Annotated in this window: 24 protein-coding genes; 7 read left to right on the forward strand and 17 right to left on the reverse strand. The window is 67.3% G+C overall.

What is annotated here, in order from left to right:
- Nucleotides 1–171: 171 nt before the first annotated feature.
- Nucleotides 172–558 (forward strand): hypothetical protein, encoded by a 387-nt coding sequence (locus DBO33_RS39905; RefSeq protein WP_107659638.1) that lies wholly within the window; start codon nt 172–174, stop codon nt 556–558.
- 58 nt (nt 559–616) lie between these two features.
- Here the strand turns inward: DBO33_RS39905 and DBO33_RS39910 are convergent, their stop codons facing one another.
- The 4 genes from DBO33_RS39910 to uraD are packed head-to-tail and all read right to left on the reverse strand — an operon-like array spanning nt 617 to nt 3,695.
- Nucleotides 617–1,978, reverse strand: a complete 1,362-nt coding sequence (locus DBO33_RS39910; RefSeq protein ID WP_107659639.1) for an 8-oxoguanine deaminase — start codon at nt 1,976–1,978, stop codon at nt 617–619.
- Complete coding sequence (gene pucL / locus DBO33_RS39915; protein WP_107659640.1) at nt 1,966–2,871, reverse strand: factor-independent urate hydroxylase; 906 nt, start codon at nt 2,869–2,871, stop codon at nt 1,966–1,968. Before pucL ends, DBO33_RS39910 begins: the two co-directional genes overlap by 13 nt.
- Before the next feature lie 6 nt (nt 2,872–2,877).
- Nucleotides 2,878–3,195: a hydroxyisourate hydrolase gene (uraH, locus tag DBO33_RS39920; protein WP_107659641.1), complete on the reverse strand. Its 318-nt coding sequence runs from the start codon at nt 3,193–3,195 to the stop codon at nt 2,878–2,880.
- A complete protein-coding gene (gene uraD / locus DBO33_RS39925; RefSeq protein WP_107661001.1) occupies nt 3,192–3,695 on the reverse strand; it encodes a 2-oxo-4-hydroxy-4-carboxy-5-ureidoimidazoline decarboxylase in 504 nt (167 codons plus the stop codon). The genes uraH and uraD overlap by 4 nt, the downstream gene beginning before the upstream one ends.
- A gap of 150 nt (nt 3,696–3,845) precedes the next feature.
- Here uraD and DBO33_RS39930 point away from each other — a divergent pair, with 150 nt between their 5' ends.
- A complete protein-coding gene (locus DBO33_RS39930; protein ID WP_107659642.1) occupies nt 3,846–4,445 on the forward strand; it encodes a nucleotidyltransferase family protein in 600 nt (199 codons plus the stop codon).
- A 13-nt stretch (nt 4,446–4,458) separates the two neighbouring features.
- Nucleotides 4,459–5,490, forward strand: a complete 1,032-nt coding sequence (locus DBO33_RS39935) for an XdhC family protein (RefSeq protein WP_107659643.1) — start codon at nt 4,459–4,461, stop codon at nt 5,488–5,490.
- Here DBO33_RS39935 and DBO33_RS39940 read toward each other — a convergent pair.
- From DBO33_RS39940 to DBO33_RS39955, 4 genes are all read right to left on the reverse strand, one after another.
- Nucleotides 5,487–6,581: an ABC transporter substrate-binding protein gene (locus DBO33_RS39940; protein ID WP_107659644.1), complete on the reverse strand. Its 1,095-nt coding sequence runs from the start codon at nt 6,579–6,581 to the stop codon at nt 5,487–5,489. The genes DBO33_RS39935 and DBO33_RS39940 overlap by 4 nt on opposite strands.
- A 75-nt stretch (nt 6,582–6,656) precedes the next feature.
- On the reverse strand, nt 6,657–7,454 hold the full coding sequence (locus DBO33_RS39945) for an ABC transporter permease (RefSeq protein WP_107659645.1): 798 nt from the start codon (nt 7,452–7,454) through the stop codon (nt 6,657–6,659).
- A gap of 100 nt (nt 7,455–7,554) precedes the next feature.
- On the reverse strand, nt 7,555–8,301 hold the full coding sequence (locus DBO33_RS39950) for an ABC transporter permease (protein WP_107659646.1): 747 nt from the start codon (nt 8,299–8,301) through the stop codon (nt 7,555–7,557).
- Nucleotides 8,298–9,140 (reverse strand): ABC transporter ATP-binding protein, encoded by an 843-nt coding sequence (locus DBO33_RS39955; protein WP_107659647.1) that lies wholly within the window; start codon nt 9,138–9,140, stop codon nt 8,298–8,300. Before DBO33_RS39955 ends, DBO33_RS39950 begins: the two co-directional genes overlap by 4 nt.
- Before the next feature lie 116 nt (nt 9,141–9,256).
- Here DBO33_RS39955 and pnuC point away from each other — a divergent pair, with 116 nt between their 5' ends.
- From pnuC to DBO33_RS39970, 3 genes are all read left to right on the forward strand, one after another.
- Nucleotides 9,257–9,973 carry a nicotinamide riboside transporter PnuC gene (gene pnuC, locus DBO33_RS39960; RefSeq protein ID WP_107659648.1) on the forward strand — a complete coding sequence of 239 codons (717 nt, stop codon included), beginning with the start codon at nt 9,257–9,259 and terminating at the stop codon, nt 9,971–9,973.
- A gap of 81 nt (nt 9,974–10,054) precedes the next feature.
- A complete protein-coding gene (locus tag DBO33_RS39965; protein WP_199856900.1) occupies nt 10,055–11,482 on the forward strand; it encodes a DHA2 family efflux MFS transporter permease subunit in 1,428 nt (475 codons plus the stop codon).
- A 41-nt stretch (nt 11,483–11,523) separates the two neighbouring features.
- The gene (locus DBO33_RS39970; protein WP_107659649.1) at nt 11,524–12,489 is read left to right on the forward strand and encodes a sigma-70 family RNA polymerase sigma factor; all 966 of its coding nucleotides are present in this window, start codon (nt 11,524–11,526) and stop codon (nt 12,487–12,489) included.
- Nucleotides 12,490–12,510: 21 nt separating this feature from the next.
- Here the strand turns inward: DBO33_RS39970 and DBO33_RS39975 are convergent, their stop codons facing one another.
- The 9 genes from DBO33_RS39975 to DBO33_RS40015 form a co-directional block, all read right to left on the reverse strand.
- A complete protein-coding gene (locus DBO33_RS39975; protein WP_159080743.1) occupies nt 12,511–13,254 on the reverse strand; it encodes a TetR/AcrR family transcriptional regulator in 744 nt (247 codons plus the stop codon).
- A 9-nt stretch (nt 13,255–13,263) separates the two neighbouring features.
- The gene (locus tag DBO33_RS39980; RefSeq protein WP_107659651.1) at nt 13,264–14,805 is read right to left on the reverse strand and encodes a cytochrome P450; all 1,542 of its coding nucleotides are present in this window, start codon (nt 14,803–14,805) and stop codon (nt 13,264–13,266) included.
- Nucleotides 14,806–14,974: 169 nt separating this feature from the next.
- On the reverse strand, nt 14,975–15,121 hold the full coding sequence (locus DBO33_RS39985; protein WP_159080744.1) for a hypothetical protein: 147 nt from the start codon (nt 15,119–15,121) through the stop codon (nt 14,975–14,977).
- 47 nt (nt 15,122–15,168) lie between these two features.
- Nucleotides 15,169–15,960: a DeoR/GlpR family DNA-binding transcription regulator gene (locus DBO33_RS39990; RefSeq protein WP_107659653.1), complete on the reverse strand. Its 792-nt coding sequence runs from the start codon at nt 15,958–15,960 to the stop codon at nt 15,169–15,171.
- Between the two features lie 208 nt (nt 15,961–16,168).
- Nucleotides 16,169–16,822 carry a TetR/AcrR family transcriptional regulator gene (locus tag DBO33_RS39995; protein WP_107659654.1) on the reverse strand — a complete coding sequence of 218 codons (654 nt, stop codon included), beginning with the start codon at nt 16,820–16,822 and terminating at the stop codon, nt 16,169–16,171.
- Nucleotides 16,823–16,892: 70 nt separating this feature from the next.
- Nucleotides 16,893–18,290: a lipase family protein gene (locus DBO33_RS40000; protein ID WP_107659655.1), complete on the reverse strand. Its 1,398-nt coding sequence runs from the start codon at nt 18,288–18,290 to the stop codon at nt 16,893–16,895.
- Between the two features lie 144 nt (nt 18,291–18,434).
- Nucleotides 18,435–19,343, reverse strand: coding sequence for a carbohydrate ABC transporter permease (locus DBO33_RS40005; RefSeq protein ID WP_107659656.1), 909 nt, complete (start codon nt 19,341–19,343; stop codon nt 18,435–18,437).
- 61 nt (nt 19,344–19,404) lie between these two features.
- Nucleotides 19,405–20,286 carry a carbohydrate ABC transporter permease gene (locus DBO33_RS40010; RefSeq protein WP_199856901.1) on the reverse strand — a complete coding sequence of 294 codons (882 nt, stop codon included), beginning with the start codon at nt 20,284–20,286 and terminating at the stop codon, nt 19,405–19,407.
- Nucleotide 20,287: 1 nt separating this feature from the next.
- A complete protein-coding gene (locus DBO33_RS40015) occupies nt 20,288–21,538 on the reverse strand; it encodes an extracellular solute-binding protein (RefSeq protein ID WP_234391296.1) in 1,251 nt (416 codons plus the stop codon).
- 128 nt (nt 21,539–21,666) lie between these two features.
- Here DBO33_RS40015 and DBO33_RS40020 point away from each other — a divergent pair, with 128 nt between their 5' ends.
- On the forward strand, nt 21,667–22,611 hold the full coding sequence (locus tag DBO33_RS40020) for an SIS domain-containing protein (RefSeq protein WP_199856902.1): 945 nt from the start codon (nt 21,667–21,669) through the stop codon (nt 22,609–22,611).
- The last annotated feature ends 50 nt before the right edge of the window (nt 22,612–22,661 follow it).

Below are 22,661 nucleotides of genomic sequence, written 5' to 3' on the forward strand. Positions count from 1 at the left end.
GATTGTGATTAATTCCTTGGTAGCAGTAGCGTTTTCCCAGGTCAAGTAATTGCGTCAAGCCGATAAAACGCCGCACCCGCTGGGATCGCCCCGCACCCGCCCGAACTGCCATCCTGGAAGGTGTCACCGGGACAACGTGACAACGCGGGGCGGATGAAAAGAGGTCGCACGATGGCGATTACGGCGACAGGCTGGCTGATCACCAGTGACGTGGTGCACGAGGCCGCGTTCCGGATAGATATTCCCGAACAGGACCGGGGCAGGTGGGTGCTGTCCTACCTGCCGACCAACCGGCGGCTCAGCAGAAATCAGGCGATGGCGGGCATGGTGCTCGCCGAGATGATCGTGCTCGAGCAGCCGCACCCGGCCGGGCTCGATCACGAGGTCGCGCAGCTGCACGCGACGGAGCTCGACTGCACGCTGCACGACGTCATGAGCCTGCTGGCGTTGCGGGCACCTGCCGGATCGAGCGAACCGGAGCCGCCGGTCGACCCGACCGATGATCGGCTGAGATCCGCTGCCGCACTGGCCCATGGCCTGTCGTCTTGGGCAGCCTGAGCCCGATCAGAGTCGCCGCGTGCGCCTTTCACCGGTAGCCGGGTAAACCTGGACCGAGCTACCGCGCCTTGGCGACCAATGCCGCTTGTGCCATGGACACCTGCGCTCCGACGACGTCCTCGTCGACGGTGCGCAGCAGACCATCGCGTACCACCTCGCGGCCGTTGACGATCAGCGCCGCGAGGGGCGGCGCCGAACCGAGCACCAGCGCGGTCACCGGATCGTCGATGCCCGCGTGCGCCGGGGTGTCCAGCCGCCACAGCGCCAGGTCGGCGAGCTTGCCCGGTTCGATCGAGCCGATCTCGGCGTCGCGGCCGAGCACACGCGCGCCGCCGATCGTGGCCAGCGCCAACGACGTTCGTACCGTCATCGCGCGCGGGCCGCCGGTGTTGCGCGCGAAAAACAAAGCATTGCGCGGCTCTTCGATCATCGAGCTCGACTCGTTGCTCGCCGCGCCGTCGACGCCGAGCCCCACCGGCACGCCCGCGCGCACCAGATCGGCGGTGCGCGCGATACCCGCGCCGATGCGCGCGTTCGACGTGGGGCAATGCGCCACTCCGGTACCGGTTTTCGCCATGGTCTCGATCGCTGAGTCGTCCAAATGGATGGCGTGGGCCCACCAGACATCGGCGCCGACCCAGCCGAGCTGCTCCATGTACTGGGCCGGCGTGCAGCCGAATGTCGCTGCGCAATAGTCTTGTTCGTCGATCGTCTCGGCGACGTGGGTGTGCAGCCGAACTCCCGACTCGCGGGCCAGCGCGGCCGACTCCCGCAGCAGCTCCGGCGTCACCGAGAAGGGCGAGCACGGGGCGAGGGCGATGCGCAGCATCGAGTCGAACGACGGATCATGGTGGCGGGCAATGGCCGCCGCGCTGTCGGCCAGGATGTCGTGCAACGACTGCACCACATGATCGGGCGGCAGGCCACCCGCGCTCGCACCGAGATCCATCGAGCCTCGGCACGGATGGAAACGCAGGCCCACCTCGGCGGCCGCGGCGATCTCGGCGCCGAGCAGGTCGCCGCCTTCGCGCGGGAACACGTAGTGATGGTCGGTCGTGGTGGTGCAGCCGGTGCGGGCCAGCGCGGCGAGCCCACCGGTCGCCGCGATCCGCACCGCTTCCTCGTCGATGCCCGCCCAGATGGGGTAGAGCGTGGTGAGCCACTCGAACAGCGTGTTGTCCGCGGCCAGACCCCGGGTGATCCACTGATAGAGGTGGTGATGGGTGTTCACCAGGCCGGGGGTCAGCAGGCAGCCTCGCCCGTCGATGCGCCGCACCTGGCCGTCGAGCACCGGTGCCGCGCCCGCGCCGACGGCCTCGATCCTGTTGCCGCGCAGCACGACATAGCCGTCGCGGTACTCGGTGCCGTGCGCGTCGACGGTCGCGACGGCACTGCCCTCGATGACCGTCACGGCAGCCATGCGGGTCCCGCCTCGGGTGCGTCGGCCCGCTGCACGGTCGCGTGGATCAGGCCGTACGGGCGATCGGCGGCGTAGTACACCTCGCCGTTGTTCTCGAGTGCGAAGCGGTCCAGGTCGTAGTCGAAGTGGTGCTTGTTCGGCGCGGCCAGCCGGATCTCGGCCAGCACGGGGTAGGCCGTCAGCGCGGCCTTGCCCATCTCGAACAGGGTCTGCTGCAACGCCTTCGAGTGGTGCGTCGCGAACGTCTCGACCAGCCGCGCCCGGACGCCGGCGTACACCTCGTCCCAAGCGATCTCGGTGGTGCCCGCGAAGCGCCATTGCACCGCCAGCGCGGTGGCCAGCATTCGATCGTGCGTCGGGGCGAGCACGGTGAATTCGTCGCTCAGGAAGTCGGCGAACTCCGACCCGGTCGACTTCAGGATGGTCAGGTCTTTCACCCCGCCGATCACCCAGGCCTGCCGCTCGGCGCCGGTACCCGCCACCGTGACCGCGGCGGTGCGCACCTCGGGTCCCTGCCGGACCCACGTGTGCTCGTGTTCCCGTCCGTCGACCGACACCCGCTGCCAGGCATACTCGTCGACCTCGACGCGCGCGCTGGTCACCGGCTCGACCTCGTCGACGAAATGCCCGGCCAGGGCCAGCGCGTAGTCCTCGATCGCCTGTAGCCCAGGCTGTTTCGCGTAGGCGAAGGCGGTCTGCTTCTGGGTATCGGTGGGCAGCACCTTGCGCTGATCACCCGAGACATAAGCGTCGGCGAAGTCCCCGCGCAGCACGGTGGACACGTTCACGTCGCGGATCTCGTGGCGCGCGGTCTGCCGCCAGATCCGGACGATCCGGTTCTCGGCCTTGCCGTATCGGTGGTCGGTCAGCTCGATCGGCCCGGTCAACTCCATGCTCGGTCAGCTCCCTCGATAGGTGGAAAAGGCGAACGGCGACAGCAACAACGGGACGTGATAGTGCCGCTCCTCGGTGACGGCGAACGTCACCGACACTTCGGGATAGAAGGTGTCGACGTGTTGTCCGGCGAAGTAGGCGCCGGTGTCGAACACCAGCCGATAGGTGCCCGGCGCGAGGGACTCGGCCAGCGCGCCGATCCGGCCGTCCGCGTCGGTCGTTCCCGAATCCAGCTGCTCCGCACCGCGATACAGCGTTACGGTGACGTGCTGGGCGGGCGTGCCGCGTACCGCGTCGAGCACGTGGGTGCTCAGCGTGCTCATCGGGTCGCCGCCAGCAGTGCGCGCAGTCGGATTCGGTTGATCTTCGCCAGTTCGGTTCGCATGACCCGCCTTTCGGTCTCGGCATCGTTGCCCAGTCGGTCCTCGAGGATCGCGAGCAGCTCGCTGCCTGATCTACCGCTCGCGCACACCAGATAGAGGTGGCCGAACCGCGCCTCGTAAGCCCGGTTTCCGGCCGCGAGCGCCGACCGTACCGCGTCCGCCGCGGTGGCCACCCCCGCTTGCTCCCGCGCCGAGGCCGCCGTGTCGGGCCGCTCGCCGATCCTGGGGTGCCCGGCGAGCGCCTGATCAATCTCGGACTCGGGCAGCCCGGCCAGCACCGCATCGGCGGTGTCGAGCAACGCGCCGACGCTCGGATACGGTCGCGCTGCGACCAGCGCGCGGGCCCACTCGGGCGACGAGCAACACGTGAGCAATGCCTCGGTCGCCGTGTGCGCAGGCAGCGCGTGGAACCCGGCGAGATCCGCCCCGTCGTCCGTCATCGGACCAGCATCGAATACGACCCGCCCGGCCGCCACCCGAAAGAGATAGATCACGCCCGGCGTGTCGCCGCAAAGAAAATGGCCGGGCAGGGCCCCGAGCAGCACTCTTCCGGCACGCGCGGCCCGCGGTTCCGGACTACCGTCGTACCCATGGCTGTACCCGATCGCCCGGCCACCCCGCCGAACTGTGCGGGCATCCTGCTCGCCGCGGGCGCCGGAACGCGCTACGGCCGGCCGAAAGCGCTGGCCGAAGGCGGCGCCTGGCTGCGCGGCGCGGTGGCCGCGCTGCGCGACGGTGGGTGCGATCCGGTGATCGTGGTGCTCGGTGCCACCGGTCCCGATCCGACGCCGCTCGACCTGCCCGCCGACGTCCAGTCCGTCTGGGCCGCGGACTGGGCCACCGGGCTCGGTGCGTCGGTCCGGGCCGGGCTGATCGCCGCCGCGCGCACCCCTGCCCGCTTCGCCGCGATCATGCCGGTGGACACCCCGGACGTCGGCGCCGATGTGGTCGCCCGGGTCACCGCGGCCGCGTTCACCGCGCCGAGCGGCCTGGCCCGCGCTGTGTTCCACAACACACCGGGGCACCCGGTTGTGCTCGCCCACAAGCACTGGACCTCGATATGTCAGGAGGCCGTAGGAGATTCGGGTGCGCGCACCTATTTGTCGCGCAAGAACGATATGGTGTGCGTCACGTGCGACGATTTGGCGACGGGCGTCGATCGTGACTACCCGGCCTCGTCCGCACGGTGATCGGAGCGAGCAGATGCGGGACATCGTCGACGACCTATTGCGGGTATGGCATTCCGGGCGGACCGGCGGGCTGGCCACCATAGTGCGCACGATGGGCTCGGCACCCTTACCGGTCGGCTCGGCCATGCTCGTCGATCCGGACGGTGGCGTCTACGGCGCGGTCACCGACGGCGGGCTCGAGGAGATCGCCTACGAGGCCGTGCTGCATGCCGCGCGAACCGGTCAGCGCACGATGCACCGCTACGGCGTGGCTACCGGCATGGAGGGTAGCGCGGACCGCGACGGCATGATGGATGTGTTCGTCGAACCGTTCTCGCGCAGGCACTTTCCCGAGTTTCCCCTCGTCGCCGCGGAGATCGCGGCGCACCGCCGGATCACCGTGTTCACCGTTGTGTGGAACTCCGATGCGGACCTGATCGGCCAGCACCTGATCACCGACAAACGCCACGGCACCGAGCTGCTCGCGCTGCCGGATTCCGATGTGTTCGTCGCGTCGTTCGCCCCGCCGCCGCGGCTGATCATCTTCGGCGCCAACTCTTTTGCCGCCGCGCTGACCGTGCAGGCCAAGCTGCTCGGCTACCGGGTCACCATCTGCGACTCGCGGGAGAACTTCGCCAAGCCGGAGAAGTTCCCCGGCGCCGAGGTGGTCGTCGACTGGCCGCACCGGTACCTGAACACGCTGTCCTCGGCCGGTGAAATCGACAGCAGCACCGGCATCGTCGTCACCTCCCACGACCCGAAGTTCGAGATCCCGCTGCTCACCGTCGCGCTCCGACTACCCGAGCTCGGCTACCTCGGCGCCATGGGTGCGCGCACCGTGCACACCCAGCGCATGGAAGACCTCCGGGCGGGCGGCTTCTCCGAGGCGACGCTGTCCCGGTTGCATTCCCCCGCCGGGCTGGACGTGGGCGCGCGCACCGCCGCCGAGATGGCCGTCGCGATCGCCGCCGAGCTGATCGCCGCCAGGACCGAGCAGGCCGGACGGCACGCGCAGTCCAGCACCAACCCGCAGCCGCTGAAAACTGTTGTCGGACTGAGCAGTTAAGCCTTCAGGCCCGGGTTCTCCGCATACACCTCGCGCAGCACGGACAGGTCGAACAGCTGATCGGCCGTGATCGCCAGCTCGGCCGACCGCAGTGCGGTGATGTTCTGCTCGATCAGCCGGTCGGTCATGGTCAGCAGGCCGTTGGCGGCGGTATCCGGTGAGATGACCAGATCGTTCTGCGCCACCGCCTCTTTCGTCTGCTCGGCCAGGTCGAGCTTCTGATCCTTGCCGTACACCTCGACCGCGAGTCGCGCGGACTCCGCCGGGTCGGCCACTGCGTCCTTCCACCCCTTGATCTCGGCGACGAGGAAAGCCTTCAGCTTCTCCCGCTCCTTGTCGATGGTGGCCTGTTTGACGGTGAGTGTCTCGGCCACCAGTGGCAAGTTGTAGTCGGCGAACAGGAAGTGCGTGTTCGCGAATCCCTTGGCCGTCAGCGTGATCGGCTCGTTGGTCACGTAACTGACCCAGCCGTCGACCTCGCCGTTGGCCAGTGGGGACGGATCGAACTGCGCGGGCACGATGGTGACATCGCCCGGCTTCATGCCGTTGGCGGCGAGCAAGGCATGGAAGATCAGCTGATTGGTGTCCTGCACCCCGATCTTGCGGCCCTTCATGTCCTCGGGCGTCTTGATCGGCTTCGCGGCCGAGCTGACGATCGCGAAGGGGTTCTTCTGATAGGTGGTGGCGACGATCTTGGCGGGCAGACCCTCCAGCACCGCTCGGGCGGTGGTCTGCGGCGCGGAGAGGCCGAGCCAGATCTTGCCGGTGTCCAGCCCGGCCTCCACCGAGGTGCTCGCCGCGCCGCCCGCGATCAGGTCGACCGAGCCGAAACCCGCCTCCTTGAAGTAGCCCCTGCTGTCGGCGAAATACTCCCCGGCGAATTCGATGTTCTTCAGCCAGGACAGCTGGATCGCGACTTTTCCGTACTTTGAGCCGTCCGGGGTGGAGCCACCCGACGAGTCGGTGGCGTCGCCGCCACACGCGGCGAGCAGACCGGTACCGCCGAGCGCGGCGCCTGCCAGCGCGGAGTAACGAAGAAGAGACCGTCGGTTCAGTGTCGGCCCGGACGAAAAACGATGTACGGGTGTCATGGCCAGAATCTAGGTGGATTGCGTTTCATTTTCTTTACTTCGACGTTCCGAGCGATGATTTGCTCGAATTTCCCGCTAGGAGTTACCGGCATCGGCGCCGAACCGGGCCAGCACCAAGTTCTCCAGCACCCCGACGATCGCGTAGAGCAGCACCGACACGATGGTGACGATGACGATCGACGACCACAGCTGATTGTATTGGAACGTCGGGATGGCCCGGATCAGACTGGCGCCCAATCCCGTTCCGCTGCCGAGCCATTCGCCGAGCAGCGCACCGATCAGCGCGCCCGGCACCGAGATTCGCGCCGCGGCGAACACCGAGGGCAGCGCGGCGGGCACCGCGACCATGCGCAAACCCGTCCATCGGGACCCGCCGTAGGCGGTGATCAGATCCATCGCCTGCTGCGGCGCGTTGCGCAACCCGGCCATGATCATCACCAGCGCCGGGAAGAACACCACGATCGCGGCCAGCACGGCGACCCCGCCGACCCCGCGGCCGAACACCAGCACGATGATCGGGGCGAGCACGACCAGCGGCACCGAGCGCAGCAGCATCGCCACCGGCAGGAAGGTCTGCTCCACCGCGGCGAACGATACGAACAGCGCGGCCACCACCAGCGCGGCGAGCATGCCGCAGCCGAAGCCGATTGCCGCGTCCCGCAACGTGATCTGCAAATCGTCGAGCAGCACCGCCCGCGCGGCACCCGCGCCGGGGGAGGTCACCAGGTAGCGCCAGATGTCCTCCGGCGACTTGCCCACTCGCGGACCGACCTGTGGAAACGCCTTCAGGAAGACGTACCAGATCACCAGCATCAACAACAGCGAGGTGAACAGCGGGAACAAGAACTTGCCGATTCGCCCGACCACTTTCATCGCCACTCCTCCGCGCTGACGCGCACATCATGTCCCGCAGTGATCGTCGGCAATTCGATGCAGGCCAACGGAATTCGTGCGTGCCGCAGTTCGGCGGTGCTCATCGCGCCGCCTGGGTGGTCCACGGCGCGACGACGCGGGCGGCCAGTGCGATGACCGCGTAACCGAGCCCGGCCAGCGCCGCTGCGGCCAGGGCCATACCCCAGGTGCGTGGCACGTTGTAAGCCGTCTGCGCGGCGGTGAGCGCGACGCCGATCCCGCTGTCGACACCGCCGAGGTACTCGCCGATGATCGCGCCGAGCACCGCCGACGGTGCCGCGATCTTCAACGCCGCGAACGTATTCGGCAACGCCGAGATCAACCGCACCCGGTACAGCTGTTGCCAGCGCCCGCCGCCGTAGGCCCGCACCAGGTCCAGGCTGGTCCGATCGGCCGAGCGCAGTCCGGTCACCGTGCCGACCATGGTGGTGAAGAAGCAGTACATCGCGGCGAGGAACACCGTCGGAGTGCGGCCGCCGAACACCACCAGGATGATCGGACCGAGCGCGAGCAGCGGCGTGCAGTAACTCAGAATCGCCAGCTGCGTGGCCAGCGATTCGATCTGCGGGATCACCATGATGAGCATTGCCAGCGCGATGGCGAGACCGTTGCCCCACAGGAAGCCCTGGAGCGCGCCGAGTGCGGTGATCCGGAAATTCGGGCCGTACAAACCCCATCCGTCGGAGTACATGGTGTGCAACACCGTCCACGGGCTCGGCACGGTGCCACCCGCGACACCGAGCGCGGCGAGCAGCCACCACACCCCGACCAGCCCCGCGACGCCGAGCACTGCGCCGATCCGCTTCATGCCGGCACCGCGCCGGTACTCGACTTCCCGGCGGCGGTGCCCAGCGCACCGCCGGTGCCGGACTTGCCGAACAGCAGTTCCGACAGGTAGTCGTGCAGCCGATGGAATTCGAGGGTCCGCATCATCTCCGGGGTGCGCGGGCGGGGCAGATCGATCTCCACCAGTTCCAGCACCCGGCCCGGGCGCGGACTCATCACCGCGACCACGTCGGAGAGGAACACCGCCTCGGCGATGCCGTGGGTGACCATCAGCGTGGTCGCGGGCTGCTCCGTCCAGATCCGCAGCAACTCCAGGTTGAGGCGCTGCCTGGTCATATCGTCGAGCGCGCCGAACGGTTCGTCGAGCAGCAGCACGGTGGGCTGCACCACCAGCGCCCTGGCGATCGAGACGCGCTGACGCATGCCGCCCGACAGCTGGGCGGGCTTGGCCTTCTCGAAACCCTCCAGCCCGACCAGCCGAATCAGGTCCGCGATCAGCGCCGGGTCCGCCGTCCGGCCCGCCACCTGCAAGGGCAACTTGATGTTCGACTCCACCGAGCGCCACGGCAGCAGCGCCGAATCCTGGAAGGCAATGCCGAGCTCGTGGCGGCGCACCAGCTCGGCGGGGGTCTGGCCGTCGATGAGGGTCGTACCCGCGGTCGGCGTTTCCAGCCCGGCCAAGATGCGCAGCACGGTCGACTTGCCGCAGCCGGACGGGCCGAGCAGCGACAGGAACGTGCCCTGCGCGGTGTGCAGGTCGACGGAGTCCAGCGCCGGCACCGTTTTCCTGCCTACCCGGAAGGTTTTGGTCAAGCCGCTGATCTGAATTCCGGTCCCCCCGGTACTGCTCTCGCCACGCATGACCGTCACCCTAGAAGCGAGCCATTGCGCCGATATTGCGAATCGGGATCCCAGATTTCGCCGTCGTTACGCGCCGACGTGTTTTCGATCGCCGCGAGCCGATATCGCGCCGATGGATGACATCGGTCCGCGCGCGGGTTGCACCACAGGTGAACCCGATCATCGCGCTGCTCGACGCCAAGCTGCACATCGCAGGCTCGGAGATCCTCTGGCGCGAGGTGATCGGTAATGGTTTCGGCCTCGCCTCCGCCATCGGTGGCATGCGCCGTCGCGTCTGGGCCTGGCCGATCGGTATCGGCGGGAACGCGCTGCTGTTCACCGTTTTCGTCGGCGGCGTCTTCAACACCCCGCAGCAGCTGAACATGGCGGGCCAGGCCGGGCGCCAGCTGATGTTCATCGCGGTCAGCGTCTACGGCTGGTGGAGCTGGCACCGGCACGCCAACGAGACCGGTCTCGAACACCGCGGCGTCGAGCCGCGCTGGGCGAGCAATCGCGAACGTCTAGTCCTGGTCGCCGCCATGCTGCTCGGCACCGCCGCGTTCGCCCAGCTCTTCGCCGTCATCGGCTCGTACGGTCCGTGGGCCGAAGCTTGGATCTTCACCGGCTCGGTGCTGGCCACCTACGGCATGGCCCGCGGGCTGGCCGAGTTCTGGCTCATCTGGATCGCCGTCGACCTCGTCGGCATCCCCCTGCTGGTGAAGGCGGGCTACTACCCCTCGGCCACCCTCTACTTCGTCTATGCGGGCTTCGTGGCCTGGGGTTTCGTCGTCTGGATGCGCAGCATCCGCCCGGTGCTCCCGCCCGCTGCGGTGCCGCTGGCCACGACCCCCTAGAAAAAGTCCGGCTTCCTCCGATGAATCGGCGTCCCCGCACCGGTAGGTACTGGCGAAACCTTCGGAGGAGGACTTTTCGCCATGACGATGACTGTTCGACAGCGCTGGGTGCTCGCGGTGACCTCAGTGGCCGCGCTGATGACGGTGCTGGATGCGCTGGTGGTCACCACCGCCCTGTCCGCCATCCAGCGGGAGCTGCACGCGTCGATCGCCGAGCTGGAATGGACGATCAACGCGTACATGCTGAGCTTCGCGGTGCTGCTGATGGCGGGCGCGGCGCTCGGTGACCGGTACGGCCGCAGACGGGTGCTCGCCGTCGGACTAGGCCTGTTCGGGCTGGCGTCGGCGGCGTGTGCGCTGGCACCGAGTCTGGAGTGGTTGATCGCCGCGCGGGCGGTGCAGGGTGTCGGCGCCGCGGCGGTCATGCCGACGGCGACCGCGCTGCTCTCGGCCGCGTTCCCGCCGGAGCAGCGGAGCAAGGCGCTCGGATTGTTCGCTGCCGTCACGGGATTGGCGACCGCGGGCGGGCCGCTGGTGGGCGGCGCGGTGGTGCAGGGCTTGGCGTGGCAGTGGATCTTCTGGCTCAACATTCCGATCGCCGCGGTGCTGATTCCGTTGCTGTGCACCAGGATCCAGGAAAGTTTCGGCCAGGCGCGAAAAGTGGACCTGCTTGGCATTCTGCTGGTCAGCGCCGGTGCGTTCGGGCTGGTGTGGGGACTGCTGCGCGGCAACGAAACCGGTTGGGCGAGTGCCGAAGTGGTGCTGGCGTTCGGCCTGGGCGCGCTGGCGATAATCGGCTTCGTCCGGTGGGAGCTGCGTATCGACGCACCGATGATGCCGATGCGTTTCTTCGCATCGCGGGCCTTCGCGGCCGGAAATGTGGTGGGATTCCTGCTTTCCGCGTCGATCGCGACCGGCGCGTTCTTCTTCGCGCAGTTCCTGCAGATCGTGCTGCGCGCCGATCCGCTCGGCGCCGGTCTGCGATTGGCGCCGTGGACGGTGACGCTGTTCGTGGTCGCGCCGATCGCCGGACGCCAGGTCAACCGATTCGGTGAGCGGCCGCTGATCGTGCTCGGGCTTTCCATGCAGGCGGCGGGCTACTGCTGGATCACGCTGATCGCCGATCCCGCGCTGTCCTATGCCGCCCTGGTCGCGCCGTTCGTGCTGTCGGGGATCGGCGTCTCGATGACGATTCCCGCCGCACAGAGCGCGGTGCTGCGTGCGGTGCCGATGGCGGCGGTCGGTGCCGCGTCCGGCACCTTCAATACGATGCGCCAACTCGGTTTCGCGTTCGGCGTCGCGTTGCCCACCGCGGTGTTCGCGGCGGTCGGCGGGCTCGAGTCGGCCGGTGCGTTCAGCGCGGGCTTCGCCGCCGCGATGGGGACGGCGGCCCTACTGGCACTCGTGGGCGCGGCGGTCGGTGCGCTCATTCCCGCCGGTACCCCGGTCGCTACGGAGGCGACAAGATCCGCACCGAGGCCTGCGGATCTGTCGGGGACCAGCGCATGACCAGCAGCCGAATCGGCTCCGGCGCAGTAGGTTGTCCACCCATGACGGTCAGCGCGGATTTCACCGCCAAGGCGATGGCGCACCGCCCCGAGTTGCTCGCGCACTGCTACCGCATGCTCGGCTCCATCCACGACGCCGAGGATCTGGTGCAGGAGACCATGCTGCGGGCCTGGCGCGCGGCCGACCGGTTCGACCCCGAGCGAGCCTCGCTGCGCACCTGGCTGTACCGCATTGCGACCAATGCCTGCCTGACCGCGCTGGAACAGCGCGCCCGTCGAGCCTTACCGGTCGATCTCGGTGGTCCCGCCGAGACGGTGCGGATGCGCCCGGAGCGACATCCGGAACTGCCCTGGTTGGAGCCGATTCCCGATGGGCTGCTCGGCAATTCGGCCGACGACCCGGCCACGGTGGTCGCGGCCCGCAGCGGTATCCGGCTGGCCTTTGTCGCCGCGCTGCAATATCTGCCCGCCCGGCAGCGGGCCGTGCTGATCCTGCGCGACGTGCTGGCCTGGTCCGCCGCCGAGGTCGCCGATTTGCTCGACACTTCCCCTGCCGCAGTCAACAGCGCGCTGCAACGCGCACGCACCCAGCTCGCCAAGGTCGCGCCGATGGTCGATCAGATGTCCGAATCCCTCAGCCCAGCCGAACGAGCGGTGATCGACCGCTATGTCGCCGCGTTCGGCGACAGCGATATGGCGGGGCTCAGCAAGCTGCTTGTCGACGACGTCGTCTTCGAAATGCCGCCCGCCCTGGTGTGGTTCGCGGGACGGGCCCAGGTGCTGGAGTTCTTCGCGGACAAGGTGGGCCGGGGCAAGGAGGCTTGGCGGGCGATTCCCACGGCCGCCAATACCCAGCCGGCCGTCGCCTACTACCTGATCGACGAAACCGGCGTCCACCGAGCACATTCCATTCATGTGCTCGGCACGAAAGACTCGTCGATCGAGCGCATCACCGTCTTCCTCAACCGGGACCTGTTCCCGCTCTTCGGGTTACCGCTTACCCAGTGAGCTGCTGAGCGCCGGGGGACTTCAGTCTTTTTGTGTCGCAGCGTCGGCGAAGAGCTTGGCGAGGGTTTCCGCGATATTGGCGGACCGGTCGAAGTGGTAACCGCGATCGGCGGCGTGGCCCGCGAAGAGGTGCCAGGCGGAGGAGGTGAGCATGCGGGCGATGGTTTCCTGGTCGGGGCGTTCAGCACCGGGCGGGGTGCCGATGTACTGCGTGACAATGCCCTCCACCAGGCCGACCAGCCCGTAGACGAGCGGGCGGTACGGCACCACGTCGATGGCGAGCATGGTCGTCCACGACGAGAACTGTTGCCACAGTGCCTCGGCCACCCGGTGTCTGCCGATGGTCAGGCTGGTCTCTCCCGCCGCGTGCCCGTGCACCGGACCGTTCTGCCCGAACTGATACAGAGTGGGATGTTCGGCCGCCCAGCTCACCACCCGGCGCATGATCTCGTGGAACATCTGCTCCGCGGTCTTGGTGGGGTCGAGCACGAACAGCGCCTCCACCTCGGCCACGTAGTGGTCCAGGATGTACTCGCGCACCCGGGCGTCCAGGTCTTCCCGATTGTCGAACTGCCGGTAGACCACCGAGCGCGCCAGTCCGGCTCGCTCGGCGATCTGCTGGATGGATACCTCGGCGGCCGGGCCGTGCTCCTCGATCAACGCGACGGCCGCCGCCAGGATCTGTGCCTGCCTGGTCGAGTTGTGTTCGTCCCAGCGCTGTCCGCCCGAGCGCCTGCGATGGCTACGCATGTGGGCGGGTTTCACGGTTATCGACTATACGGCGGTGTCCGCGCGCTCCAGTTCCGGCAGGAACCGGGGCCGCATCAGCAGCGGTCCGTCCGGACCACCGGTGAACGAGATCTGCCGTCGCACGCGCTGATCCGACACCGCGTCGAACTGCAGCTGCTGGGCGAAGGTGGCGACGACGAGCGCGGCCTCCATGTTCGCGAATCCCGAAGCGACACACATTCTTTTGCCCGCGCCGAACGGCATGGTGGCCCGTTTGTGTTCGCGCGCTACGTTTTCCGGCAGGTACCGGCTCGGATCGAACTGCTCCGGCCGCTCCCACACGCGCTGATTGTGGTGCGACCCGTGGATCAAGGTGATCACCGTGGTGCCCGGTTCGATCAGGTAACCACCCAGTGCGTCCGGCTCTTTCGCCGTTCTGGCCAGCCCGACCACCGGCGGCAACACCCGCATGGTCTCGGCGACCACGGCCTGCGTCCACGGCAGCCGATCGAGGTCGGCGGCGGTGGCCGGGCGCGAACCGAGCACCGAACGCACCTCCTCGCGTAGTCGCTCGCGAGCCTCGGGATGCTCGGACAGCAGCTGCCACACCCAGGTCAGCGCGGTCGCGGTGGTTTCCATGCCGGCGCCGACGAAGGTCATCAGCTCGTCGTGGATCTCCTGGTCGGTGTACTGGTAACCGGTCTCCGGATCCGAGGCGTCGATCAGCGCGGCGAGCAGGTTGTCCTTGCGGGTGATCCGGCCTGCGCGATGGTCGGCGATCAAGCCGTCCACCACACGCTCGGCATGGCGCAGGTCGCGCATGGTGCGCGGCTCGACCACCCAGCCCGCCGCCCGCATGATGCGCATCGGCAGCCGCGAGTTCCCGGCGTCGTCCCGATGGCGGGAATGCCGGTGCAGCCAGGTCGCGACGTGGTGCAGCGGATGACTGAGATTGGTCATGAAACCGCGGCCGAAGAACCGCAGCAGCCGATAGAGCACCACCTCCGACATCGGGCCGGTGATGTCGGTGCCGAACATCGTGCGCGACGTGACATCCAAAGTGAGCCGGTTCATTTCGGCGTTGACGTCGACCACACCGTCACCCGCCGACAACTGCCGGATCCGCGCCACCGCGTCCCTGGCCGCCTCGACCATGATCGGGGCGAACCCATCGACGTTGCGCTTGGCGAAGATCGGCTGCACCAGCCGCCGATTGCGCTGCCACAGTTCGTCGTTCAGATCGGTCACCAGTCCGCGCCCGAACGCCACCGCGAGCATGTCGTAGTCGGGGCTCTTGGTGTAGTTGTTCTGATTGGTCACCAGCACATGCCGTGCCAACTCGGGACTGCGCACGATGACGAACTTCGCGAACGGCACCCTGGCCACGATCACGTCGTCCTGACCGGGGAAATTGGTCACGTAGTCCAGCACCGTGTGATCGCGCACCCGGGGCAGGATGCCCAGCGACAACCGCACCGACTCCCACCAGCTCACCGGCGTGTTGTGCCATCGAATGAAGGTCGGCGCCCAGCGGGGCGGGTGCAACGTGGAATCGACTTCGGCAGCAGTGGAATCGACATCGGCCATAGCGGGCTCACCTTGCCTGAACGTTCATATGGGACGTGCTGTCTCACTCAGGTTAATGAGACGCCATGACCCAGTCAATGGGTGACGCAGCGGCCCCGCCTACGCGAGACGCAGCACAGCCCGGCAGGCATCCGTGGCCTGCCGGGCTGTTCGACTGGACTGCGAGCTACTAGTTGGGCGTGTCACCCTCGTAGTCCATATTCGCTGCCTGGTCTTCCCTGGTAGCGGCGGCGTCGTCGGTCGCATCCGGCTGGTCGACCTCGTCGCGGTCCACCTCGGTGTCGTCGGGACGGTTGGTACCGGGTTCAGTGGTCATGGCCTCGTGCATGCCCGGCGCCACCGGGTTCAAACAGGGTGGCGCGGCTACACCACGTCGACCCGCACCCCGGTCGCGCGGATCGCCGCTACCGCCGACGGGTCCGCGTCGGTGTCGGTGACCAGCGCGTGCACCTGCTCGATGCTGCAAATACGGGCAAGAGCGGTGCGCTCCAGCTTGTCGGCGGTGGCCACCACCATGACGTGCCGGGAGCGGCGCACCATCTCGGTGGTGACGCCGGCCTCGTCGATGTGCCTGCACTGTGCGCCGCCCTCGGCGGAGATGGCGTTCACGCCGAGGATCAACTCGTCCAGGCGCAGCTCGGCCAGGGCGCGTTCGGCGAGGGGGCCGTGCAGTTCGTAGGACTCGCGCCGGGCCACCCCGCCCAGCACGACGGTGCGCATGTGCGGTCGCAGCACCATCTCACCGGCGATATTGAGGGCGTTGGTGACGAGCGTCAGTTGCTCATCGCCGGTCATCCCCAGGTCGGTGCGCCCGGCCAGGGCCCTGGCCACCGCGGTGGTCGTGGTGCCGCCGTTCATCGCGATGACCGCGCGCGGATCCACCAGTGACGCAGCGTGTTCCGCGATCCGCTGCTTGGCCTCCCCGCTGGTCTGGCGGTAGCGGGCGGGCAGGTCGTAGGCGACCGAGGTCGCGACGACACCGCCGTGCGTTCTGGTCGCCAGCTGCTGTTCGGCGAGCGCGGTGAAGTCGCGCCGCACGGTCGCCGAGGAGACGCCGAGGCGTTCGGCGGCTTCCTCCACCGAGAGCCGGCCGGAGTCGGCGAGCAGTTCGAGCAGCCGGTTCCAGCGCTGTGGTCGGTCGGTCGGTCCGGTCATCTCATACCGCCCTGCGGCATTCGAACACACCGACCTGTTGTTTTTCCTGGCACGCGAACAATCTGATCACAGGCACGCTGCCGAACGTAGAGATTCCGGTACCGCGATGCCAAGCCGGGTGCCGGCTCAGCGGTGCCCGGCGGCGGCCGTGGCCAGCGGAATCGCGCGGAACGAGGCCGCCCCTTCGAGCTGTTTTCACTGATTCAGATCAGGTGAGAGCGAGTCCGGAGTTCACGAAGTACGCGATCTCCTCGCAGATTTCATCGAGACCGATCACCGTGCCGGGCAGGGTGCTCTGGACCAATTCCTGAGCCAAGGAATTCACCGCGCCGATCACCGCGAGGGCGAATAGGTCGAAGCGCCTCGATTTGGTTTCGCCGCGCTCTACCGCCCGCTCGGCCTCGCTGATGATGAGCGCGGAAAGCAGGCGGCGCTGCTCCCGGCGCCATTCCTCCACGGCCGCGCTCACACCGACGACTTCGACATAACAGACCCGCGCGGAGCGGTGATCCTGACAGGTCACCGCGAGATAAGCGCCGAAAACCCGGACCACCCTGGTCGACAGCGGCTCGCCGGCGGATTCGGCCAGCGCCTCCAGCGCCCGCTCGACCGCGTGCGAGGTGATCCGATTGACCAGCGCGATCAGCAAAGCCTCACGGCTGCCCATATCTTCATAGAAACTGCGCGTGGATACATTGGCTTCCGCGCACAGGCGCTCGATGGAAGTGGCTGCGTAACCGTGGGTTCCGAATAATTCGAGCGCGGCGTCGATCAATCGCGTTTGCCGCTGGGCGACCCGCTGCTCCCGGGACAGCCCGCCGTAGCTGCGACCGTCCTTTGCATCCTCTGCCCGCCGTGCCACCGTTCGATGCTACCGCGCACCCCCGCCGCCATACCGGCACGGACATCGGCCCGCGGCAGGTGCACCACAGCTACTTCTGCTGGCCGATCGCGTATCCGACCAGGGCTTGCGCCAGCGGCGGCAGTATCTCCGACAGTGCCTGCCCGAATTGCGGTTCCGTGAGAGTGCTCACCGGACTGGTGATCGAGCAGCCCTCCGGTGCGGCGACACCGTTGAGCCGGTCCTGCAACCAGAAGAACGCGCCGGGCAGATGCGTCGGGACTCCGGAGATATGTTCGGCGAGGAGTTCCCGGACGTAGGTCACGCTCGGCGCGCCCTCGGCGCAGTATTTATCCACGATGGCGTCGGTGCCCGCGATCGGAATGAGCTCGTCGTGCTGCGCGTGATAGAAGTAGATCGGCACGGTCGGCTGCTGCTGTCCGAGTGAGTTGTCCGCGATGGCCGCCCGTATCTCCGGCAGGTTCAATGGATCACCGCCCTGAAAACTGCCGAAGTAATTGAATCCGGGGAACAGGGCCGCGCCCTGCGGATGGCACAGTACCTTCTTCGACGCCATGACGAATTGCCCGAGCAGATCGACTCTTTCGCGCATTACCCGCTGCATGTCCGGATATTCGGTCGCAATGCCGACGATCGCGGCAGAGATGAGGCCCGCATAGACGCCGCCATTGTTGTGCCGCACCACCCCGGCGTAGTCGCCCGCCGCGACACCGCCCGCCGCGACGCCGACGATATTGAGTTCGGGCGCGTAACTCTGCTTGATCTCCGGCACGAAGGCCGACGGAATCGTGCCACCGGAGTAACCCCACAGCGCCGTCGGTGTCTGCGGCCCGTTCAACTGTGCCGGGGCGAAGTTCTCGGCGGCCCGAATGCCGTCGAGCGTTGCTTGCGCGTTCATACGCGAGGCGCCGTACGCCGAATTCGGGCCCTGGTAATCGGGCATCGCGATGGTCCAGCCTTGCCCGAGACCCGCGGCGATCGGGATGAGCGTCTCCGCCGCGTTCACGTAATCGACCGGGATGGCACCGGATTGGGCGACATAGGAGGGGGCGCAGTACTGCGCGACGCTGTCCTCGGCGATCTGATAGGACAGCAGCTTCGAGCCACCGGCGGGCGCCGGCCCGCGCGGCTTCAGGATCGTGGTGACCGTCGAGATCGGCTCGCCATGACTGTTGGTGGTGCGATAAAGCAACTGCCACGCATCGACATTCAGCTGCACGATGCCCATGAACGCCGGGTAGATCGCCCGCGCGCGCAGGATCTCACCCGGTTGCGCCGCGGCGACCGCACCCGCGGCGGGCCGATAGAAGTCGTCGAGTTCGGGCGGCAGGGTCAGCGCGGGTGCGGGCTCGACCCGGACACCGCTCTGCTCGCCCGGCTCCGCCTGTCCCGAACCGAGTGCCGTCCACGCCGCCATCAGCGCGATGACGCCCAGGACGACGACGCGCCCACCATTGCGCACGCTCATCGAAGTGCCTTCCCGTAACCGCTCGTTACCGATATTGGTAAGAGATATTTTCAGATAACGGGCCAGAAGTCCAGTCTCAGACAGTGATGTGGTTCATGGACAGGAAAACGGCGGGTGGTGTCGCACACCACCCGCCGTACCCGACTACTTGACGCTGCCCGCCGTCAGACCTGCGACGAGGCGCTTCTCGATGAACGCGAACAGGATCACGACCGGGATGATGCCGACCGTGGAGATAGCGAAGACGTATTGCCACGACGTGTCGTACTGGCCGATGAACTTCGTCAGCGCCACCGACAGCGGCTGGTTCTCGGCGGTGGTCAGCACCACCAGGCTGGCGGCGAACTCGTTCCAGCAGGAGACCACCACGAAGATCGTGGCGGTGACGATGCCGGGCCAGACCAGCGGCAGGGACACCCGGACCAGGGTCTGCCAGCGACTCAGGCCGTCCAGCATCGCGGCCTCCTCGATCTCCACCGGAATGGAGGCGAAGAAGCTGTGCAGGATCCACACCGCGAACGACAGGTTGAACGCCGCGTTCACCAGGATCATCGCCAGCCAGGTGTCGTTGATGCCGATCGCGAAGAACTCCCGGATCAGACCGGTCACCAGCACCGTCGGCTGCAACATCTGGGTGACGAGCACCAGGCCCAGGAACACCGCGCGACCCGGAAACTTGTGCCGCGCTGTGTAATACGCGGCCGGAATGGCGACGAGCAATACGAGTACCGTGGCGCACACCGAAATGATCACGGTGCTGGCCATGTTGAAGGCCAGCGGTGTCTCCGGCGTGTCCCACATGGTGGCGTAGTTGTCCGGATGCCACGACTCGGGGAAGTAAGTCGGTGGGATGCGCAGGATTTCGGGCCTGCTCTTCAGCGAGCCGAGCACCATCACGATGAACGGCACCAGGAACAGCGCGGCGAGCACGACCCCGACCGCGGTCAATTCCCAGCGGCGCCGTTTCGGTTTCGCCGCGCGACGCTCGCCCGATGCGGCCACTTCTACCGCACCCGTTACCTTTTCGAGGTGCGCCACGTCTGCCGTGGTCATCGGTCGACCTCCTGTGCCGTGCGGGACACCCGGTCGATCGGCGGGTGCGACTGCGGTCTCGTCACCCGTCGACCTCCTGCGTCGGCCGGATCACCTTCACGTAGATCGCGATGATGACGATGATCAGCACGAAGTTCAGCACGCTCATCGCCGCGGCCGTGTCGATCTCCTGGTTCTGCCGGATCAGTTTGAACATCAACGTGGTGGTGGTGTCGGCCTCGAAACCCGCGATGCTGCCGGTGATCACCTGCAGAATCGGCAACGAGTTGAACGAGTTGATGATGTTGATGATCGTCGCCACCGCGATGGCCGGACGCAGCTGCGGCAGCGTGAGAAAGCGGTAGCGCTGCCACGCACTCGCGCCGTCGACCCGGCCCGCCTCGCCGACCTCGGCCGGAATCGATTGCAGCCCGGCCAGAATCGTATAGGTGGTGAACGGGATCGAGACGAACACCGCGACCCCGATCGCGACCAGGAACGCGGGCGTCGGCTGCTTGGTGAAGCCGAAACCCCGGTCCAGCAAACCGATATCGACCAGGAACCGGTTGGCGATGCCGACGTCGGGATCCAGCATGTAGTAGAAGATCGTCGTCGTCATCACGACCGAGGCCGCCCACGGCACCAGGATCGCCATCCGCACCGCGGTGCGGCCGGGGAAGTCCTTGGCCAGGAACTGGGCCAGCCCCGCCGAGAGCACCAGGGTGATCAGCACGACGGCGACCACCCAGACCACCGTGTGGACCAGGACCGAGCCCAGCTCCGAAATCCCGAAGAGCCTGCGGAAATTCGCCAGCCCGGCCGGGCCGCGATCCTGACCGTAGGCGCTCAGATCCCTGGTACTGGTCCACACCATGTAGCAGGCCGGAAAGGCGACGATAGCCGCGATCAAGACCAGCGCGGGCCCGATCCACGGTATCGCCGCCAGAGTTCCTTTCCGTCGCACGCTATTTCGCGGCTTCCTGAACACGCGCCAACACCTGGGCCGGGTCGGTGCCCTGGGCGATAGTGCCCATCTGCTGCCGGATAGCGCCTTGCGCCGCAGCCCATTTCGCGTTGTTGCTCGGGTAGAACTTGGCCACCGCGAGGGTCGGGCCGAACGCCTTGGTTACCGGGTCCGCGGCCAGCTTGGCGGCCGCGCTGTTGGTGATCGGGATGAAGCCCTCTTTGGACACGAAGTTCGCGTAGACGTCGGCGCTGTAGAAGAAGTCGAGGAACTTCTTGATCGTCTCGGTCTTCTTGCCGTCCTTCTTGAACGCCATCAGGTGATCGGCGACGCCGAGCGTCACCGGGGTGCCGGACTTGGTCGGCGTCGGCGCGGTCGAGTACTTCAGCGCGGGGTTCTTCGCGGCGATCTGACCGATGGTCGGGGGCAGGCCCTCGATCATGCCGATCTTGCCCTGGATGAACGCGTTGATGACGTCCTTGCGGTCGGTCGCTCCCGGATTCGGCTGGGTGACACCGGCATCGGCGAGCTCGCGCATCGCGCGCACGCCCTCCAGGTTTTGCGGGGTGTCGACGGTGATCTTGTCACCGTCGGCCCACTGGCCGCCCGCGCCGAAGGTCCAGATCGAGGTCTCGCCCTGGGCTTCCTCGCTGCCGAGCGGCAGGCCGTAGCCGGAGACGCCGCCGCCGAGCGCCTGGATCTTCTTGGCCGCGTCGGTGAGCTCGGCCCAGGTCTTCGGCGGCGAGGTGATGCCGGCCTTCTCGAACAGCTCGGTGTTGTAGAACAGGGTGCGGGTGGAGGCGAACAGCGGCAGCGCGTACTGGGTGCCGTTGAGCGAGGCGTTCTTCGCGAAGCCGGGCTGGATGTCGGAGAGCACCGACGGCGAGACGATTTCGTTGGCGGGATACAGCATCCCGTCGCTGGCGAAGCTCGCGTAGGCGTCGATGTTGAGGATGTCCGGGGTGGTCGACGTCGACTGGAGCTTGGTGCGCACCACATCGTTGATCGAGTTCCAGGACTCCATCTGCAGGTTCACCTTGATATCAGGGTTCTTCTGCTGGAAATCCGCGATGATGCCGTCCCACAGCGCCTTCGTACCGGTGGCCCCGTCACTGTAGGCCGGGGCTAAGAAGTTGATCGTGGTGTCGGAGTCGGCGTTATCTTTCGAGCCGAACCCACAGGACGAGATCGCCAGCGCGAGGCCGGTGACCATCGCGACCCCCGCAAGCACGCCGTGGAGTGGTCTTTTCACGAGTAGAACCTTTCAAATTTGCACACCGGGCGCCACTGGACAGCCGATGATGGGATCGAACTGATCGACCGACTATCAACATAGACCCAAGCTTGATCATATGTGACCGATTCGCTCGTAAATTTGACATGAACGATCACCGGGCGGATTCTGTTGTTGTGCCGATCTCCGCCGAAACCACGCCCGTGACCCACCTGGCCAACGAGGTCGCCACCCAGCCTGACGACTGGGCGCGCGCCGAAACGATCGCTGCCGAACATCGCGACATCCTCCCCCACAAGGGCGAGCGAGTCGCCGTGATCGGTTGCGGCACTTCCCTGTTCATGTCCAAAGCGATCGCGGCGCTGCGCGAGGGCGCAGGCCACGGTCTGACCGACGCCTGGCCCGCCAGCGAGGTCCGCTACGGCCGCGACTACGACCGCTACCTGGTGATCTGCCGCTCCGGCACGACCACCGAGGTGGTCAACGCCATGCGGGACATCCCAGCACACATTCCCCGCACCGTCATCTGCTCCAGCCCCGGCACCCCGGTGCTCGAGCTGGGCGATGCGATCCTGATCGACGAGGTCGACGAGGAATCGGTGGTGCAGACCCGCTTCGCCACCACCGCCCTGGCGATCCTGCGCTGGCACCTCGGCGAAGACCTCGCCCCGGTGATCGAGCAGGCCCGCAAGGTGCTCGCCGAGGATCCGGCCGCGTCGCTCGCCGACGTCCGGCACGCCGAGGAGATCAGCTTCGTCGGCATGGGCTTCGCCGCCGCCATCGCCGAGGAGTCCGGGCTGAAGCTGCGCGAATCCTGCCAGTCCTGGACCGAGTCCTACCTGGCCACCGAGTACCGGCACGGCCCGATCGCCATCTCCGCGCCGGGCCGCGCGGTCTGGGCCTTCGGCCCGCTGGTGCCGAACTTCGCCACGGATATCGCGAGTACCGGTGCGCACTTCGAGCACCGCGACATCGACCCGATGGCCGATCTGCTGCGCGTCCATCAGCTCTGTGTGCTGCGCGCGGCCGATCTCGGCCTCGACCCCGATCACCCGCGTGGGCTCAATCGCTCGGTCGTCCTCGACCAGTGATCGGACCGACCCGGTGAAACTCGAACCAGCCAGGCCCGCGCCGCAGCACG

This window comes from Nocardia suismassiliense (assembly GCF_900269665.1).
GTDB classification, from domain to species: domain Bacteria; phylum Actinomycetota; class Actinomycetes; order Mycobacteriales; family Mycobacteriaceae; genus Nocardia; species Nocardia suismassiliense.